Below are 16,632 nucleotides of genomic sequence, written 5' to 3' on the forward strand. Positions count from 1 at the left end.
CATGACCCCCGCACCTACGCCCACTCCCACTCCCACTTCTTCCACTCCCGCACCCGCACCCGCACCCGCCGGCTCGGTCCCCGACGACACCGTGCTGTCGGTGCGCGGCCTGCGCAAGTCGTTCACCCTGCACACCGTCGACGGCCGGACCGTGGGCGCCCTTCACGGTGTCGACGTCGACGTGCGGCCCGGCGAGCACGTGGCCCTGGCCGGCACGTCCGGCGCCGGCAAGTCCACGCTGCTGCGCTGCGTGTACCGCACCTACCTGGCGGGCGGCGGTGCCATCTGGTTCCGCACCGCGGCGGGCGCCCTGGTCGACGTCGCGGCGCTGGCCGACGCGGACGCCGCCGACCTGCGCGGCCGGGAGATCGGCTATGTGTCGCAGTTCCTGCGTCCGCAGCCGCGCCGGTCCGTCCTGGACATCGTGTCCTCCTCGGGCACGGCCCGGGGCATGGACCGGGACGCCGCCCGCGACGCCGCCGCGGCGGCGCTGCGCCAGGTGGACATCGCCGAGAACCTGTGGGACATGCACGCCACGGTGCTGTCCGGCGGTCAGAAGCAGCGCGTCAACATCGCGGCCGGAACCATCGCCCCACCCCGTCTGCTGCTGCTCGACGAGCCCGTCTCCGCCCTCGACCCGGCGAACCGGGAGGCCGTCCTGGAGCTGATCGCGCGTCTGGAGCACACCGGCACCGCGGTGCTGTCGGTCTTCCACGACCTGGACGCCATCGAACGCCTCGCGACCCGCGTGGTGGTCCTCGGCGGTGGCCGGGTACTGGCCTCGGGCGCGCCCGGCGACATCCTGCACGATCCGAGCCTGCCGCTGGAGGTGGCCCGATGAGCCGTCATGTCTTCGCTCACGCCCGAGCCGTACTGCCCGACCGCACTGTGGACGACGCGCTGCTGGTGGTGGAGGACGGCATCGTCGTCGAGGCCGGACCGGCGGTGCCCGGCAGGGTGCCGGCCGAGGCCCAGGACCTGCGGGGCGCGCTGGTGATGCCGGGTGTCGTGGACACCCACAGCGACGCCCTGGAGAAGGAGCAACGGCCGCGTCCGACGGTGGAGTTCGCGCCGGAGTTCGCGGTGGCCAGCTTCGAGGGCCGGGTGCGTGCGGCGGGCGTCACCACGATGTACCACGCCGTCAGTTACCAGACCAACGTGTTCAAGGACCGCACCATAACCCGTTCGACGGCGCTGGCCGCGGCGGTGCGCGAGCGCGCCGACTCCGGGCAGGCCCTCGTCGACCACCGGCTGCTGCACCGCCTCGACGCGCGGGACGCCGAGGCGCTGAAGGTCCTTCAGGATGTCCTGGCCGCCCTGCCGGACCGGGGGGTGGCGCCGCTGGTGAGCTACGAGGACCACACCCCGGGGCAGGGCCAGTACCGCGACCTGGACTCCTTCCGCGCGATGATCCGGCAGTCCGAGAACCTCGACGAGGAGGGCGCCGAGCGGTACGTCCGCGAACGGATCGCGGCCCGTGCGCCCGGCCTCGCGCAACGGGCGCGCACCCTGGAGCAGTTGGGCGCCTGGGCCCGGTCCGGGCGGGTACGGCTGCTGGCGCACGACGTGGAGAGCGCCGAGCAGGTCGAGGAGGTGCGGGGCGCGGGAGCGGCGGTCGCGGAGTTCCCGACCACGGTCGAGGCGGCCCGTGCGGCGAGGGCGGCCGGCATGCCCGTCGTCGCGGGCGCCCCGAACGTGCTGCGCGGTGGCTCGCACAGCGGGAACGTCGCCGCGGAGGAGCTGGTCGCGCTGGACCTGGTGGACAACCTCTCCAGCGACTACATGCCGACCACCCTGCTCGCCGCGGCACTGGGACTGGCCGGGCGGGGGGTGCTGCCGCTCCACCGCGCGGTGTCGCTGATCACCTCCGGCGCGGCCCGCACGGCAGGGCTCGACGACCGGGGGGCCCTGGCGCCCGGACTGCGCGCCGACCTGATCGTCCTCACCCTCCACGGCGGCCAGCACACGCTGCGCATGTCGCTGCTCGCGGAGGAGACCCGGGACGCGGCGCAGGCGCCGCTGTCGTTCGCCCGACTGCTCGCCGGGGCGGTGTCCCGATGACGTACTCACCCGACGCGTACGACGACGCCCACCCCGCGCTGACCGCCGCTGCCGGCGCCTCCCTCACCGCGTACCGCGAGGCCCGCGCCGCCCTCGGCCGGGAGGAGCTGGCTCAGACGGTCGCGGAGGGCGCCGACGGCACCCCCACGATGCGGATCGACCGCCTGGTGGAGGACGCGGTCCTGGCGGCGCTCGCACCGCACCACGTCAACGTCCTTTCGGAGGAGTCCGGTTGGCTGGACAAGGGCTCCGAGGTCTCCTTGGTGATCGACCCGCTGGACGGCTCGGCGAACGGTGCCGCGGGCGTCCCGCTCACCGCGTTCGCCGGTGCCGTCGCGGTGGCCGGGGAGTTCACCGAGGCGTTCACGGTGTGGCTGGACACCGGCCGCTCCTGGTGGGCCCACCGCGACCGTCCGGCAGCGTACCGTACGTCGGGCCGGCGCGAACTGGCCGGCTCGGCGCTGTCGATGCTGCGCCCGCACACCGCTGAGCCGGGTCCGGCGGCAGCGTGGTGGGCGGCGGCCTCGCGGGTCCACCGGGTGCGGATCCTGTCGACGACGTGCCTGGAGGCGGCGCTGGTGGCGGAAGGCGCCATCGACGCGTTCGCCGACGCCTGCTCGGACACCCACCGTCTGGTGGACCTCGCCGCCGCCGCGGTCATGGTCCCGGCGGCGGGCGGCGCGGTCCTCGACGTACGGGGCCGCCCGCTGTCCTTCGACACCGACCTCACCCGTCGCTGGTCGGGCGTGGTCGCCGCGACGCCCCAACTGGCGGCGGAACTGGTGTCGGTGCTCGCGGAGGCAGCCGACGCGGCGGAAACGGGGCCCGTGGGTACGGCCTCGGCACCGGTCGCACCCTCAGCACCGGTCTCGGTACCGGTTCCGGTCTCGGCACCGGGTATCTGAGCGGACGGGGTGGCGGGCCGGGCGGACATCGTGTGCGCACCGGCCCGCCGCGACCCGGCTCAGGCAAGGGCGTCGAACCCCGCGTAGGTACGGCGGTAGTACACGAGCGGCGAATCCGAGGGATCGGAGTCCCCGGCGACGATCAGGCCGATGACGATCTCGTGGTCGCCGCCGGGGACGATCTGGTACAGCTCGCAGACCGCGTGCGCGGTCGTGCCCGTGGACAGGACCGGCACGCCCCCCGGCCCCGGCCGCCAGTCGACGCCGGTGAACTTGTCACCGCCCGCGGACGCGAACCGGTTCGAGAGCGCGTCCGCCCCTGACGCCAGCACGTTGACGCAGAAGCTCCGCCGGCCCTTGATCTCCCTCAGCGTCCGCGAACCCCTCGCGATGCAGACGAGCACGAGCGGCGGTTCGCAGGACAGGCCGCACACCGCGCCCGACGTCATGCCGACCGGCGCGCCGTCCGCCGTCAGCGTGGTGACGACGCTGACGCCCGTCGGAAGTGCGGCGGCCAGCGACCGGAAATGGTCGGCCTCAACTCCGTAACCCGCCAGATTGACCATGGGGGACATCGACATGCAGTCGGTGAACGCCGTGCTCATTCGGACTCCTCGAATGTCATGGCAGAGGTATGGCCGATTCAGCGAAGCAGGGAATACCGGCCCGGCACAATCTTCTGTGCAGAATCCGACACGGTGCAGGTGAGTGGCCGTCCCCCGCGAAGCCGCAGGCACAGGTCACTTCAACAATTCACGCTGCCCCGCATCGGGTCAAGACATTCGCCGACCGTCGCGAAGTGCAGGATTCCACACGGAGTTCGATTGACCCGTGCGATCGATGTCGGCTTTTATTCGGCGTCATCAGGGACTCATTCCCGAGCGGTGACGAGCAGTCATTCCGCCGGGCACACACCAGCGCAACCGTCAGTGCGGACCGTTGCGATCGGGGGCTGTCGAGGCCGCACCCGTCACTCCGACAACAGTGAAGGGAAGGTGCATCGTCATGACAAGCCGAGCACGAACATGTCGGCCGGGCCGACTCGCTCGATGTGCGTACGTCGTCGTCACGGCCGCCGTCTCGGCGTCGGCCCTGGCGTCCTGCTCCGGGTCGTCCGGGGCGACGTCGGCCGCGGCCGGCGGCGGAACCCAGGCCGCGGCCGGCAACACCGCGCCGACGATCACGGTCGACGCGCCGCCGAACGCCTCCAGCGCAGCAGCGGCGTACGGCGCGTCGTCCGGGATGTTCGAACAGGCGGGCGTCAAGGTCGCCATGCACACCCACCAGGGCGCCCAGTCCACCATCGTCGGGCTGATGTCCGGCGCGTACCCGATCGTGTGGGCGACCGTGCCCGACGCCCTCGCCGCCCAGGCGAAGGGCCTGCCGATCTCGATCGTCGCCCTCGGTGACCAGGGGACGCCGGGCCAGATCCGGGTGCTGAGCCGCTCCGGTTCCGGGATCACCAAGCCTGCCGACCTGGTCGGCAAGAAGGTCGCCATCCCGTCGCCGACCTCCTCCTGCGCCCTCGCCGTCCCGAACCTGCTCAAGGCCGCAGGCGTCGACGCCACGAAGGTCAAGCTCGTGACGGTGCCCCAGGTCGACCACGAGAGCACCCTGCGCAACAAGGTCACCGACGCGGTGTGCACGCCCGAGCCGTTCCAGAGCGAGATCAAGCAGCACCTCGGGACGAACGACGTGCTGGACGTCTTCACCGGCGGCAACAAGGGCATGCTGATCGGGGCGTACGTCGCCACCAATGCGTACGTGCAGAAGAACCCGAAGGCGGTCACCGCCTTCCGCGACGGTCTCACCGCCGCCGACCGGAAGGCGGACGCGGACCAGAGCGTCGTCCGCGCGCTGATGCCCCGATACAGCGGCGTCAGCGACCAACTGGCGAAGAGCATCACGCTGCCGACGTACATCCGGAACGTGACGGACACGGCCGCGTTGCAGTCCCTGGCCGACCTCATGGTGGCCAACGGCCTGCTCACCGCCAGGATCGACGCCGGCAAGTCGTTCGCCGCGCCGGCCCCGTCCGGGAGCTGACCGGCGATGCCCACCTGGAAACCGGCCATGGACACGGCCCGGAACACCCCGACGACCTCCACGAACTCCACGGCCTCCACGAACCCCCCGGCCTCCACGAACCCCCCGGCTTCAACGGCCTCAACGGACTCGACCGCCTCGACCGCCTTCACCTCGTCGACGGCCTCGACAGCCTCGGCAGCCGCGCCATGGCGCCCGCGCCGGTCCGTCCGGGGCGCACGGGCGGCGGCGGGGAGTGCCTTCGTCCGCGGGCTGGTGGGCCTTCTCGCGCTCTGTCTCGCCGACCAGTTGGTGAGCTGGTGCGGTCTTGTCGAACCGCGCTATCTGCCACCGGCCACCACGATCGTGGCCCGGCTCGGCGAGTTGCTCACCGCGTCGCGCTTCCTGTCCGACATCGGGTACACGCTCGGCTCCGCCGCGCTCGCGATGGTGGTGGCCGCGCCGGCGGCGGTGGTCTGCGGGTTGCTGCTGGGGCTGTTCCCCGCGGCCCTGCGGGCCACCCGGGTGGTGATCGACGTGCTGCGGCCGCTGCCGGCGGTGGCGCTCATCCCGCTGCTGACCCTCACGGTCGGGCTCGGGCAGACCAGTGTGGTCCTCGCGGTCGCCCTCGCGGTCTTCTGGCCGATCCTGCTCAACACGGTGCACGGCGTCCAGGACGTGGACGGGGTCGCTCTGCAGACGGCCGGCCTGTTCGGGGCGACATGGCCGCGCCGGGTGTGCACCGTCGTCGTCCCTTCGGCGGCGCCCGCCATCGGGGCCGGTGTGCGCATCGCGGTCGGCCTGGCTCTGGTGGTCACCGTCGCCGCCGAACTGATCATCGGAACGACCCGGGGGATCGGCGCGTTCATCCTCGACTCCAGCCGAGGCGGCTTCCACGCCGACCTCGTGTACGCCTCGGTGGCGGTCGCCGGACTGCTCGGCCTGGCCCTGAACTCCGCGGCCAGCGCGATCGAACGGCGCGCGTTCCCGTGGCACGGACGGGAGGGGGCGTCATGACCCTGACGACGGCCGGTCTGACGCGCCGACCGGGACTGCGCCGGCCGGCTCGCCGGATCCGTCTGGTGGCCGAACTGGGCAAGGGCGCCGTGGCGCGGTTCGGGGTGCTCGCCCTGCTGCTGCTCGTCTGGCAGGGGGCGGCGAGCGGCGCGGGCGACCTGTTCTTCCCGCCGCCGACCGCGATCTTCCACCGGATCCACGCCGACTGGTTCTCAGGACCGGCCACTCACCTGTTCGTGACCACGGCCTTCCTGTCCGACGTGGCGCCGAGCATGGGCCGGATGCTGGCGGGCTGGCTGCTCGGGTCGCTGATCGGCGCGGCGGTCGGGGTCCTCGCGGGCACCGTACGGACCGCGCGTCAGATCATCGACCCGCCGGCGCAGTTCCTGCGGGCGCTGCCCACCCCGGCGGTCGTACCCGTCTTCCTGCTGCTGTTCGGGGCGTCCACGGGCATGCGGGTGACACTGATCGCGTTCGGCTGTGTCTGGCCGGTCCTGCTCAACACCATGACGGCGGCGGCTTCCATCGATCCCCGGTTGCAGCTCGGCGCATGGGCCCTGCACCTGAGCCGATGGCGCCGGCTGGTGCAGGTGGTGCTGCCGTCGAGCGCGCCGGCCGTCGCGGCGGGGATGCGCATCGGGCTCGCCCTCGCGCTGATCCTCATGGTGCTCTCCGAGTGGGTGGTGGCCACCAGCGGCCTCGGCTTCAGCCTCATCACCGCCCAGCAGCACTTCGACATGACGGGGATGTGGGCCGCCATGGTGCTGCTCGCCGTCGCCGGCTACCTGGTCAACACCGTCTTTCTCACCGTCGAGAGCCGGCTGCTGCGCTGGCACAAGGGGGTTCGAGGCAAGTGACCGACACGCAAACGACCCGGGCGCCGGTGATCGACGTGAGCGGGCTGTCGCACACGTACGTCGCCAAGGGCATGACGCACCACGCGATCGACGACGTGTCGTTCACGATCTCCCCCGGGGAACTCGTGTCGATCGTCGGGCCGTCCGGCACCGGCAAGTCGACCCTGCTGCTGTGTGTCGCCGGCCTGCTCAAACCCACCTCGGGCGAGATGAGCGTGCTGGGGGAACCCGTACGGGGAGTCCCCGGTGATCTGGCGATCGTGTTCCAGGACTACAGCCGCTCGCTGTTCCCGTGGCTGCGGGTGGGCGCCAACATCGAGTTTCCGCTGAAGGCGACGCATGTGCCGCGTGCCGAGCGCAGGGCGCGGGTCCAGGAGTCCCTGGAGGCGGTGGGCCTGGCCGACGCCTTCCACCGCTACCCCTGGCAGTTGTCGGGCGGCATGCAGCAGCGGGTCGCCATCGCACGCGCCCTGGCGTGCCGCCCCAAGGTGCTGCTCATGGACGAGCCGTTCGCCAGCGTCGACGCGCAGACCCGCATCGACCTGGAGGACCTCACGCTGGCGGTGCGCAACCTGTTCGATGTCACGGTCCTGTTCGTCACCCACGACATCGATGAGAGTGTCTACATCTCCGATCGGGTGATCGCGCTGACCAGGCCGCCCGCCACCGTCGCCGCCGACATCCCGGTGGCGCTGCCGACGCCTCGTGACCAGATCGCCACCAGGGCCACGGCCGACTTCGTCAAGCTCCGCACGGAGGTGGCGAACCATCTGCGCCGGCCGGAATCCCCGGGTTCACCGCGACGAGGCCCCGCACCGTTCGATCCCGCATCCCTCGGATCCAAGGAGTAGACCGCCATGCGCTTCTCGGTATACCTGAACGCCCAGTCCCCGGGGCCCGACCACGACCTCGACGTGATCGACGCGGTGACTGCGCAGGCGATCCTCGCCGACCGCAGCGGGTTCGCCGGAGTGTGTCTCACCGAGCACCACTTCACCGGCTACAACACCTACGGCAACCCGTTCACGTTCGGGGCGTACCTGGCACCGCAGCTGACGAACGCTCATGTGGTGCTGTCGGTCGCGGTCCCGGCGCTGTGGAATCCGATGAACTTCGCCGAGGCGTGCAACACCCTCGACATCCTCACCCGGGGCCGGTGCGTCATCGGCGTCGGCACCGGCGGGTCCCCGCAGGAGTACAAGGGGCTCGGCCGGGACCCGCTGCAGCGCGGCGCGCTGATGGACGAGGTCGTCCGGATCGCGGAGCAGGCCACGCGCAAGAGCCTGGACGACCCGGACCTGGAGTACGCCACGCCGCACTCCCAGGGCGTGCTGACCCGCCGGATCATGCCGGCTCCGTACACCAGGCCGGGGCCGCGGTTCGGCCGCGCCGCGCTGTCCGACGAGGGCATCGTCCAGACGGCCGAGCGCGGGTGGGTGCTGATGACCGCCCGGGAGGCCGTGCCCGAGACCGCACGCAAGTGGCGGCTCTACCACGACACGCTGAACGCGTCCGGTCACGACGAGGAGACGCTCGCCTTCGCGCGGGAGTGGTCGATGGTGCAGAAGATGGTCTACGTCGGCGAGAGCGACGAAGCCGCCATGGCCGACGTCGCCGGGCCGCTCGACTACCTCGCCGAGCAGTCGAGGAAGTCGTTCGGCGGGACCGCGAAGGCGGCCGGGTTCAAGAACAGCATCGTCGGTGTGTCGGCCGTGGACCGGGAGGGTTTCCTGGAGAAGGCCATGATCGTCGGCGGCCCGGAGACCGTGGCCCGCAAGATCAGCGAGTACGAGGGCGCCGGCGTCGGCCACATGACGCTGGTCTTCCTCTACGGGCAGATGAGCCCGGCCCTCGGCGCCCGCTCGATGCGCCGCTTCATCGACGAGGTGATGCCGCGCTTCATCGACCCGGTGCAGACCGCCGAGCACGTCGCGTACTCCGCCACCACCAGCTGACCGACCTCCTCCCCTCACCCTCGCCCTCTCCCTCACGAATCCCGAGAACACGAAGCCCGAGAAAGGGAACCCTGTGACCACCCTGCAGAGCGTTACCGAGACCCCGCTCCAGCCCGGCGTCTGGACGATCGACGCGGCCCACTCGCTCGTGGAGTTCTCCGTGCGGCACATGACCGTGGCCCGGGTGACCGGCCGGTTCGGGGCCGTCGACGGCGCGGTCGACGTCCCGGCCGACAACCCGCCGGCCGCGACCGTGCGGGCGGACATCGACGTCGCCTCCGTGAGCGCCGGCCACCCCAAGCGCGACGAGCTGATCCGCTCCGCGGACTTCCTCGACGTGGCGACCCACCCCGTCATCACCTTCACCGGCGGCCCGGCGGTGCCGGCCGGCGACGGGCACTGGAACATCCCGGGCGACCTCACCGTCAAGGGCGTGACCCGGCCGGTGGTACTCGACACGGTCTTCGGCGGCGTCATCTCGCACCGTGGCGCGATCCGGGCCGGTTTCTCGGCCGTCACCGAGATCAGCCGCAAGGACTTCGGGGTCACCTGGAGCGCCGCGCTCGACTCCGGCGGCGCGATCGTGTCGGACCTCGTCCGGATCACGCTGGAGATCGAGCTCGTCCTCACCCGGTCCTGACCGAGCGATCGGAGACTCGCATGGATCTCGGAATCACCGGCTCCACGGCCGTCGTCTCGGGCGGCAGCACCGGCATCGGCAAGGCCGCGGCGGCGGCGCTGCTCGCCGAGGGCGCGGGCGTCGTCCTGCTCGCCCGTACCAAGACCACCCTCGACGAGACGGTGGCCGAACTGCGGGCGCCGGGACACCCCGGGCCGGTCGTCGGTATCCGGGCCGATGTCACCGACCGGGCGTCGGTCGAGGCGGCCGCCCGCCAGATCGAGGTGGAGTTCGGCCGCGTGCGGATCCTCGTGATCGCCGCCGGGCACCGGATGCGCCGGCTCGACCGGCAGTTGTTCTGGGACGACGACGACTGGGCCGGCGACCTGGACGTGAAGACCGTCGGCATGCTCCGGATCATCCGGGCGCTGCACCCGCTGCTGGACAAGAGCGGTGCCGGCCGGATCGTCAACATCGGTGGCGTCGCCGGTGAGACGGTCTGGGAGGGCGCCCTCACCCACGGCCTCAACAACGCGGCCATGCACCACGCCACCCGCTATCTGGCCCGCGACCTCGCGCCCGAGGGGATCACCGTGAACGCCGTGGTCCCCGGCCTGGTCGCCACCGAGTGGCGGTTCGACTGGGCCGCCGCGGCGGCGAAGAAGGCGGGCAGGACGACCGAGGAGTTCCTCGACGCCTACCTCGCCAGGCTCGGCGTGCTGCTCGGCCGCTGGGCCGAGTCGGCCGAGGTCGCCGACGCGGTGGCCTTCCTGGCGTCCCGGCGGGCCGGCTACATCACGGGCACGTCGCTCGTCGTGGACGGCGGGATCACCGTCAACGCGCTGTAGGCCAGAAGGAGGCCACATGATCGAACACATCGTCGTCGTGAAGGCGCGACCGGGCGCGGAGGAGGCGGTGACCGAGGCGCTCGCCGAGTTCGCCGCGGGCATCGCCGTCCTGCCGGGCCTGATCGAACTGACCGCCGGCCCGAACCTGCACACCCGGTCCCTCGACGCCGGGGTCACGCACGGCATGCGGGTCCGTCTGGCGGACACGGACGCGCTGGACCGCTACCAGAAGCACCCCGTCCACGCGGCGCTGCTGCCCAGGCTGGACGAGACCTGCGTCGGCCGGATCGTCCTGGACTGGGTCGTCGGACGGAACCCCGCCGGAACGGCGGCATGAGCGCGGTCCGCGGCCTGGTCGCGGCGGCGCTGCCGGCGGACGTCGATCCGCTCGGCTACACCCCGCGGGAACAGGCCAACATCGACCTGATCCTGCGGCTGCGGTCGGTGCCGGTCGCCGAGCGCAGGACGTTCATGCGCCCCGGCATGCGCCATCACCGCTGGGGATTCGCGTCCCTGGCGGACATCTCCGGCATGAAGGACGGCCGGGGATACGACGCGCACTCGATCTCCGACCGCGTCGACACGATCGAGGACGTCATCGCCAAGGACGACCGCGTATGGGCCGTGTGGACGCTACGGGGCACCCACACCGGCCGGCTCTTCGGCATCCCGGCCACCCACCGGCGCCTGGAGGTCCTGGAGTGCGGCGTGTGGCGCATCGAGGAGGGCCTGGTCGCCGAGGCCTGGTTCTTCGGTGACGAGCTGAGCCTGCTGCGCCAGCTCGGCGCTCCCATCACCGCGGAGCTGCTCGGCATCGAGGTCGACGGTGCGTCCCGGTAGCGGCGTACCGCCTCGCGGGCGGTGAGCAGCGAAGTCCGCGTCCGCCGCGCACCACGGCCGTACGGCTCCTGTCGATCAGGAGCCGTACGGCCGTTCGCACCGCGCCCGGGACCTTGTGCGGTCACGCGTGATCGCGGTCGTGCGCGGCACGGTCACGCGCGGCACGGTCACGCGCGGCACGGTCACGCGCGGCACGGTCACGCGCGGCACGGTCACGCGTTCGCCTTGTGCGTCAGTCTGTCGATGTCGAGGATGACCAGGCAGCGGGGTTCGAGGCGAACGACGCCCCGACTGGCCAGTTCGGACAGGGACTTGTTGACGCTCTCGCGTGATGCCCCGACGTAGTGCGCGAGTTGTTCCTGGGTGAGGCCGTGGTCGACGCGGATGCCCTCGGCTGTCGGGGTGCCGAACTTCTCCGCCAGATCGAGGAGCATGCCGGCGACGCGGTGCGGGATGTGGCCGTGCAGGAGGTTTTCCAGGGCGTCGTTGATGCGCCGGACCCGGCGGGCGAGCAGTTGCAGGAAGTGCCATGCCGCGTCGGGTTCCTCCTGCAGCCAGCGGCGTACCGCCGGCTCCGTGAACTCGGCCAGTTCGAGATCGGTCAGGGCGGTGGCCGTGGCCTTGCGCGGCGCCGGGTCGAACAGGGTGAGTTCGCCGAGGAGGTCGCCGGGGCCCAGTATGGCCAGGAGGCTGTCGCGGTCCGCGCCGGCGGGACGGGTCATCCCGATTCTGCCGCGGGTGATCACGTACATCGACGTGCCGAGATCGCCGAGCCGGAACACCACCTCACCGCGTTCCGCATGCCGCCGCCGCGCCACCTGCTCCAGGCTCTGGGCCGCATCCGGACGCAGCCCGGCGAACAGCACGGTATTGGCCAGGATCTCGTCCACTCCCCCATGGTATGGATCGCTCACGACGCATACCAGGGTGCGAAATCCGTGTTGTGAAAGCGTCCTGGTCATCCGAGGGCGAGGACCAGTGCGAGGTCCGCGTCGATCCGCCGGGCGGTCCGGCGCAGGGCGGGGAGGATGCGGGTGAGGATGTCGTCCGTGGTGGTGCGGCCGGCGTGGAGGGAGACGTTCACCGCGGCCACGGTGCGGCCGTCGGGAGTGCGGAGCGGGACGGCGATCGAGCGCAGGCCCTCCTCCAGCTCCTGCTCCACGAGCGCGAATCCGTCGCGCCGGGTCCGCTCGATCGCCCGCGCCAGGCGGTTCGGATCGGTTTCGGTGCGGGCGGTGAGCGCCTTCGGTTCGATGCCGGCGAGCCAGGTGGTCAGGGCTTCGGGCTGGAGCCCGGCGAGCAGGACGCGGCCCATCGAGGTGGCGTGGGCGGGGAAGTGGGTGCCTACGGAGATGTCGACCCGCATGATCCGGCTGGCCGCGACCCTGGCGACGTACCGGATGTCGCCCCCGTCGAGGACCGCGACGGAGGCGGATTCGTGGACCTGGAGGACGAGGTCGACCAGGTGGGGCTGCGCCACTTCCGGCAGGGTCAGCGACGAGAGGGTGGCGTAGCCGAGGTCGAGTACGCGCGGGAGCGGGGTGAAGCGGTTGCCGTCCGCCGCGACGTAGCCGAGCTGCTGGAGCGTCAGGAGCGAGCGGCGGGCCGTCGCCCGTGGGAGTGCGGTGGCTTCGGCGACCTCGGTCAGGGTCATGCCGCCGGGAGCGGCGAGCGCGGTGAGCACGGCGAGGCCGCGGGCGAGCGACTGCAGGTACTCGGGGCCCAGTTCCTCCTTGGGGTCGCGGGAGGCGTCCCGGTCCGGCGCGGGCACGGCCGGTGGTGCCGGTGGTTCGGCGAGGGCCGCGCGCATCTGTCCGGCCGTACGGCGCAGGGGTTCGAGCGTGTGCTCGCGCAGCGATTCGGCGCTGTGGCGGCTGGTGTGGCTGGCCACGCTGAGCGCGGCGACCGTCCGCCCGTCCGCGTCCCGGACCGGTACGGCGACAGCGATCAGACCGGGTTCGACGAGCTGGTCGTCGACGCTCCAGCCGTCCTCGCGCGCCCGTGCGGCACGCGCCCGGAAGTCCGCGTCGCTCGGCCGCGTCCGCCCGGACAGGGGCGGCAGCGCGGGAAAGGCGCTGTCGGCGGGGTCGTCCTGGAGCCGTTGCCTCCAGTGGGCGAACCGTCCCTCGTCCCAGTCGCCGGCGAAGAGCGCGCCAGGCGCGCACAGTTCGGCGGGGAGGGCGTCGCCGACGCGGAAGGTGACCGACAGGGCACGGCGGCGCGGTGTCTGCACCACGAAGCGCGCCGCGTCCCCGTCCGGGACGGCGAGCGAGACGGACTCGTCCAGTTCGTCGGCGAGCCGCGCCGCGAGCGGACCCAGCGTTTCGGGGATGCGGCAGGCGTGCAGGTAGGCGAGGCCGAGTTCCAGCAGGCGCGGCGCGACGACGAGATCGCGGTCGCCCTCCTCGCGCAGGTGTCCGAGGCGGGCGAGTGTGGTGGCGATCCGGTCGACGGGTGAGCGGGCGAGGCCGGTGAGCCTCACCAGGTCGCTGCGGCGCAGCCGGCCGCCCGGCGCCCGCGCGAGCGCCCGCAGTACCCCGAGCCCGCGTTCCAGCGGGCCGACGGCCGCGTTGGTCCCCTGCAACGTGCCTCCTTCGATCGCCTGACACCTGTGACCTCGCAGCAAGACGGTACCGACCGCGACCATCTCGCCCCGGTCGGGATCGTTCACAGGCGTGCCGGTCGGGATCGTTCACAGGCGTGCCGGTCGGGATCGTTCACAGGCGTGCCGGTCGGGATCGTTGACAGGCGTGCCGGTCGGGCGCACACTCTCCGCGGCACAGATTATGAAGGAAAGTTCACTAGGCGAACAGCCCTGGTCGAGCGGGAGGTGGGTGATGGACAAGGTGGTGCCCTCGGCCGAGGAGGCGGTGGCCGGCATCGGCCGCGGTTCCTCCCTGGCCGTCGGGGGCTTCGGGCTGAGCGGCGTGCCGAACGTGCTGATCGACGCGCTGTACCGGCACGGATCCGACGAACTGACCGTGGTGTCCAACAACTGCGGCGTGGACGGCGGCGGGCTCGGCGTCCTGCTCGCGGCCGGCCGCATCGTCCGCGTCACCGGGTCCTACGTCGGCGCCAACAAGGAGTTCGCCCGCCGCTACCTCTCCGGTGAGCTGGAGCTGGAGCTCGTGCCGCAGGGAACGCTGGCCGAGCGGCTTCGGGCGGGCGGCTGCGGCATCCCGGCCTTCTTCACACCGGCGGGCGTGGGCACCCAGGTCGCCGACGGCGGCCTGCCCTGGCGCTACGCCGCGGACGGCTCCGTCGCGCTCACCTCCCCGGCCAAGGAGGTGCGTGTCTTCGACGGCCGCGAGTACGTGATGGAGCGAGGCATCACCACCGACTTCGCCCTCGTCCGCGCGGCACGCGGCGACCGGCACGGCAACCTCGTGTTCCACAAGGCCGCCCGCAACTTCAACCCCCTTGCCGCGATGGCCGGCCGCACCACCCTCGCCGAGGTCGAGGAGCTGGTCGAACCGGGCGAGCTGGACCCGGACGAGATCCACGTGCCCGGCGTCTTCGTGCAGCGCGTCCTCGAACTGACGCCGCACCAGGCCGCCGACAAGGGCATCGAGCAGAGGACGGTGCGCAGCCGATGAGCTGGACCAGGAACGAGATGGCGGCCCGCGCCGCCCGCGAGCTGACCGACGGCACCTATGTCAACCTCGGCATCGGCCTGCCCACGCTGGTGCCCAGCTTCCTGCCCGAGGGCGTGGACGTGGTGCTCCAGTCGGAGAACGGGCTGCTCGGTGTCGGCCCCTATCCGACCGAGGACGAGGTCGACCCCGACCTGATCAACGCGGGCAAGGAGACCGTCACCACGCTGCCGGGCGCGTCCTTCTTCGACTCCGCCCTGTCGTTCGGCATGATCCGTGGCGGCCACATCGACGCCGCCGTCCTCGGCGCCATGCAGGTCTCCGCCCGCGGCGACCTGGCCAACTGGATGATCCCCGGAAAGATGATCAAGGGTATGGGCGGTGCGATGGACCTCGTGCACGGCGCCCGCACGGTGATCGTGCTGATGGAGCACACCGCCAAGGACGGTTCCCCGAAGCTCGTCGAGGAGTGCACGCTCCCGCTCACCGGCAGGCGCTGCGTGAACCGCGTCATCACCGACCTCGGCGTCCTCGACGTCACCGACGACGGTCTGGTCCTCGTCGAGACCGCGCCCGGGATCACGCCGGACGACATCACGAACCGCACCGCCGCGGCCGTGCACGTGCGCATCGGGGCGGCGCGATGACCCGGGCCGTGTACATCGTCGACGCCGTACGGACCCCCGTCGGCCGTTACGGCGGCGCGCTCGCCCCCGTGCGCCCCGACGACCTGGCCGCGCACGTGCTCCGGGAACTGCTCGCCCGTACCCCGCAGCTGGATCCGGCGCTGATCGACGACGTCTACATGGGCAACGCCAACGGCGCGGGCGAGGAGAACCGTGATGTCGCCCGCATGGCCGCGCTCCTGGCCGGGCTGCCCGTCACCGTGCCCGGTGTCACCGTCAACCGGCTGTGCGCTTCCGGCCTTGAGGCCGTGATCCAGGCCGGACGAGCCATCGCCCTCGGTGACGCGTCGATCGCCGTCGCCGGCGGCGTCGAGTCCATGTCCCGCGCGCCCTACGTGCTGCCCAAGTCCGGGAGCGCCTTCCCGGCCGGGCACGCCGAGCTGTACTCCTCCACTCTGGGCTGGCGCATGGTCAACCCCCGCATGGAGCCGCGGTGGACCGTGCCGCTGGGCGAATCCGCCGAACTCGTCGCCGAGAAGCACGGCATCACCCGTGAGCAGCAGGACGCCTACGCGCTCGCCAGTCACCGCAAGGCGGCGCGGGCCTGGGCGGACGGCCTCTTCGACGCCGAGACCGTGCCCGTCGCCGTGCCGCGGCGCAAGGGCGGGACGGTCGCCGTCGACCGGGACGAGTGCGTACGCCCCGACGCGTCCCTCGAGAAGATGGCCCAGCTGAAGCCCTCCTTCCGCGCCGTCGGCGGCACCGTCACCGCGGCGAACTCCTCCCCGCTCAACGACGGCGCCGCCGCGCTGCTGCTGTGCGACGAGGCGGGACTGGCGCGCCTGGGCCGCGAACCGCTCGCCCGCGTCAGCGCGAGCGCCGTCACCGGCATCGAGCCGCACCACTTCGGCCTCGGCCCGGTCGAGGCCGTCACCCGCGCCCTCGCCAAGGCCGGCCGGGGCTTCGCCGACCTCACCACGCTGGAGCTCAACGAGGCCTTCGCCGCCCAGGTGCTCGGCTGCCTCGCCGAATGGCCCGAGATCGACCCGGCCGTCCTCAACCCGCGCGGCGGTGCCATCGCCCTGGGCCATCCCCTCGGCGCCTCCGGCGCCCGCCTCGCCGGAACCGTCGCCCACCAGCTCGCGGCGGCCGGCAGCGGCGTCGGAGTGGCGACGCTCTGCGTCGGCGTCGGCCAGGGCCTCGCCCTCGTCCTGGAAAGGTAGTCCCCTCATGTCGCCCACCCGGCCGGAAAGGCAGCCCGGCCTCATGTCACCCATGTCATCTAT

18 protein-coding genes are annotated in these 16,632 nt (G+C 72.2%); 15 read left to right on the forward strand and 3 right to left on the reverse strand.

The window, feature by feature from the left end; genetic code table 11:
• Nucleotide 1: 1 nt before the first annotated feature.
• From ACGFYV_RS20830 to ACGFYV_RS20840, 3 genes are read left to right on the forward strand one after another with little or no spacing between them, the layout of a single operon-like run.
• Nucleotides 2-841, forward strand: a complete 840-nt coding sequence (locus ACGFYV_RS20830) for an ATP-binding cassette domain-containing protein (protein ID WP_393879883.1) — start codon at nt 2-4, stop codon at nt 839-841.
• On the forward strand, nt 838-2,061 hold the full coding sequence (locus ACGFYV_RS20835) for an alpha-D-ribose 1-methylphosphonate 5-triphosphate diphosphatase (protein ID WP_393879884.1): 1,224 nt from the start codon (nt 838-840) through the stop codon (nt 2,059-2,061). The genes ACGFYV_RS20830 and ACGFYV_RS20835 overlap by 4 nt, the downstream gene beginning before the upstream one ends.
• Nucleotides 2,058-2,966 (forward strand): inositol monophosphatase family protein, encoded by a 909-nt coding sequence (locus tag ACGFYV_RS20840; RefSeq protein ID WP_393879885.1) that lies wholly within the window; start codon nt 2,058-2,060, stop codon nt 2,964-2,966. Before ACGFYV_RS20835 ends, ACGFYV_RS20840 begins: the two co-directional genes overlap by 4 nt.
• Before the next feature lie 59 nt (nt 2,967-3,025).
• Here ACGFYV_RS20840 and ACGFYV_RS20845 read toward each other — a convergent pair whose 3' ends face one another.
• A complete protein-coding gene (locus ACGFYV_RS20845; protein WP_393879886.1) occupies nt 3,026-3,571 on the reverse strand; it encodes a flavin reductase family protein in 546 nt (181 codons plus the stop codon).
• Between the two features lie 400 nt (nt 3,572-3,971).
• On the opposite strand from ACGFYV_RS20845, the gene ACGFYV_RS20850 reads away from it, so the two are divergent.
• The 9 genes from ACGFYV_RS20850 to ACGFYV_RS20890 all read left to right on the forward strand — a co-directional run bounded on the left by ACGFYV_RS20850 (nt 3,972) and on the right by ACGFYV_RS20890 (nt 11,127).
• Entirely contained in the window at nt 3,972-5,012 is a 1,041-nt protein-coding gene (locus tag ACGFYV_RS20850; RefSeq protein WP_393879887.1) for an ABC transporter substrate-binding protein, read from the forward strand.
• Nucleotides 5,013-5,018: 6 nt separating this feature from the next.
• Nucleotides 5,019-6,008 carry an ABC transporter permease gene (locus ACGFYV_RS20855; RefSeq protein WP_393879888.1) on the forward strand — a complete coding sequence of 330 codons (990 nt, stop codon included), beginning with the start codon at nt 5,019-5,021 and terminating at the stop codon, nt 6,006-6,008.
• Nucleotides 6,005-6,865, forward strand: coding sequence for an ABC transporter permease (locus ACGFYV_RS20860; RefSeq protein WP_393879889.1), 861 nt, complete (start codon nt 6,005-6,007; stop codon nt 6,863-6,865). Before ACGFYV_RS20855 ends, ACGFYV_RS20860 begins: the two co-directional genes overlap by 4 nt.
• Nucleotides 6,862-7,716 (forward strand): ABC transporter ATP-binding protein, encoded by an 855-nt coding sequence (locus ACGFYV_RS20865; RefSeq protein WP_393879890.1) that lies wholly within the window; start codon nt 6,862-6,864, stop codon nt 7,714-7,716. The genes ACGFYV_RS20860 and ACGFYV_RS20865 overlap by 4 nt, the downstream gene beginning before the upstream one ends.
• Nucleotides 7,717-7,722: 6 nt before the next feature.
• Nucleotides 7,723-8,820, forward strand: a complete 1,098-nt coding sequence (locus tag ACGFYV_RS20870; protein WP_393879891.1) for an LLM class flavin-dependent oxidoreductase — start codon at nt 7,723-7,725, stop codon at nt 8,818-8,820.
• Between the two features lie 73 nt (nt 8,821-8,893).
• Complete coding sequence (locus ACGFYV_RS20875) at nt 8,894-9,460, forward strand: YceI family protein (protein ID WP_393879892.1); 567 nt, start codon at nt 8,894-8,896, stop codon at nt 9,458-9,460.
• 20 nt (nt 9,461-9,480) lie between these two features.
• On the forward strand, nt 9,481-10,287 hold the full coding sequence (locus ACGFYV_RS20880; protein ID WP_393879893.1) for an SDR family NAD(P)-dependent oxidoreductase: 807 nt from the start codon (nt 9,481-9,483) through the stop codon (nt 10,285-10,287).
• A 16-nt stretch (nt 10,288-10,303) separates the two neighbouring features.
• The gene (locus ACGFYV_RS20885; protein WP_393879894.1) at nt 10,304-10,624 is read left to right on the forward strand and encodes a Dabb family protein; all 321 of its coding nucleotides are present in this window, start codon (nt 10,304-10,306) and stop codon (nt 10,622-10,624) included.
• Nucleotides 10,621-11,127 (forward strand): ester cyclase, encoded by a 507-nt coding sequence (locus tag ACGFYV_RS20890; protein ID WP_393879895.1) that lies wholly within the window; start codon nt 10,621-10,623, stop codon nt 11,125-11,127. Before ACGFYV_RS20885 ends, ACGFYV_RS20890 begins: the two co-directional genes overlap by 4 nt.
• A gap of 212 nt (nt 11,128-11,339) precedes the next feature.
• On the opposite strand, the gene ACGFYV_RS20895 is transcribed toward ACGFYV_RS20890, so the two are convergent.
• Together ACGFYV_RS20895 and ACGFYV_RS20900 are read right to left on the reverse strand one after the other, a co-directional pair.
• The gene (locus ACGFYV_RS20895; protein ID WP_393879896.1) at nt 11,340-12,017 is read right to left on the reverse strand and encodes a Crp/Fnr family transcriptional regulator; all 678 of its coding nucleotides are present in this window, start codon (nt 12,015-12,017) and stop codon (nt 11,340-11,342) included.
• Between the two features lie 68 nt (nt 12,018-12,085).
• The gene (locus ACGFYV_RS20900; protein ID WP_393879897.1) at nt 12,086-13,711 is read right to left on the reverse strand and encodes an IclR family transcriptional regulator C-terminal domain-containing protein; all 1,626 of its coding nucleotides are present in this window, start codon (nt 13,709-13,711) and stop codon (nt 12,086-12,088) included.
• Between the two features lie 253 nt (nt 13,712-13,964).
• On the opposite strand from ACGFYV_RS20900, the gene ACGFYV_RS20905 reads away from it, so the two are divergent.
• Genes ACGFYV_RS20905 through ACGFYV_RS20915 form a run of 3 tightly spaced genes read left to right on the forward strand, consistent with a single transcriptional unit; the run spans nt 13,965 to nt 16,569 of the window.
• Nucleotides 13,965-14,723, forward strand: coding sequence for a CoA transferase subunit A (locus ACGFYV_RS20905; RefSeq protein ID WP_393879898.1), 759 nt, complete (start codon nt 13,965-13,967; stop codon nt 14,721-14,723).
• A complete protein-coding gene (locus tag ACGFYV_RS20910) occupies nt 14,720-15,367 on the forward strand; it encodes a CoA transferase subunit B (protein WP_393879899.1) in 648 nt (215 codons plus the stop codon). The genes ACGFYV_RS20905 and ACGFYV_RS20910 overlap by 4 nt, the downstream gene beginning before the upstream one ends.
• Nucleotides 15,364-16,569 carry a thiolase family protein gene (locus ACGFYV_RS20915; RefSeq protein ID WP_393879900.1) on the forward strand — a complete coding sequence of 402 codons (1,206 nt, stop codon included), beginning with the start codon at nt 15,364-15,366 and terminating at the stop codon, nt 16,567-16,569. Before ACGFYV_RS20910 ends, ACGFYV_RS20915 begins: the two co-directional genes overlap by 4 nt.
• The last annotated feature ends 63 nt before the right edge of the window (nt 16,570-16,632 follow it).

Source organism: Streptomyces sp. NPDC048297 (assembly GCF_043201585.1).
Lineage (GTDB): Bacteria > Actinomycetota > Actinomycetes > Streptomycetales > Streptomycetaceae > Streptomyces.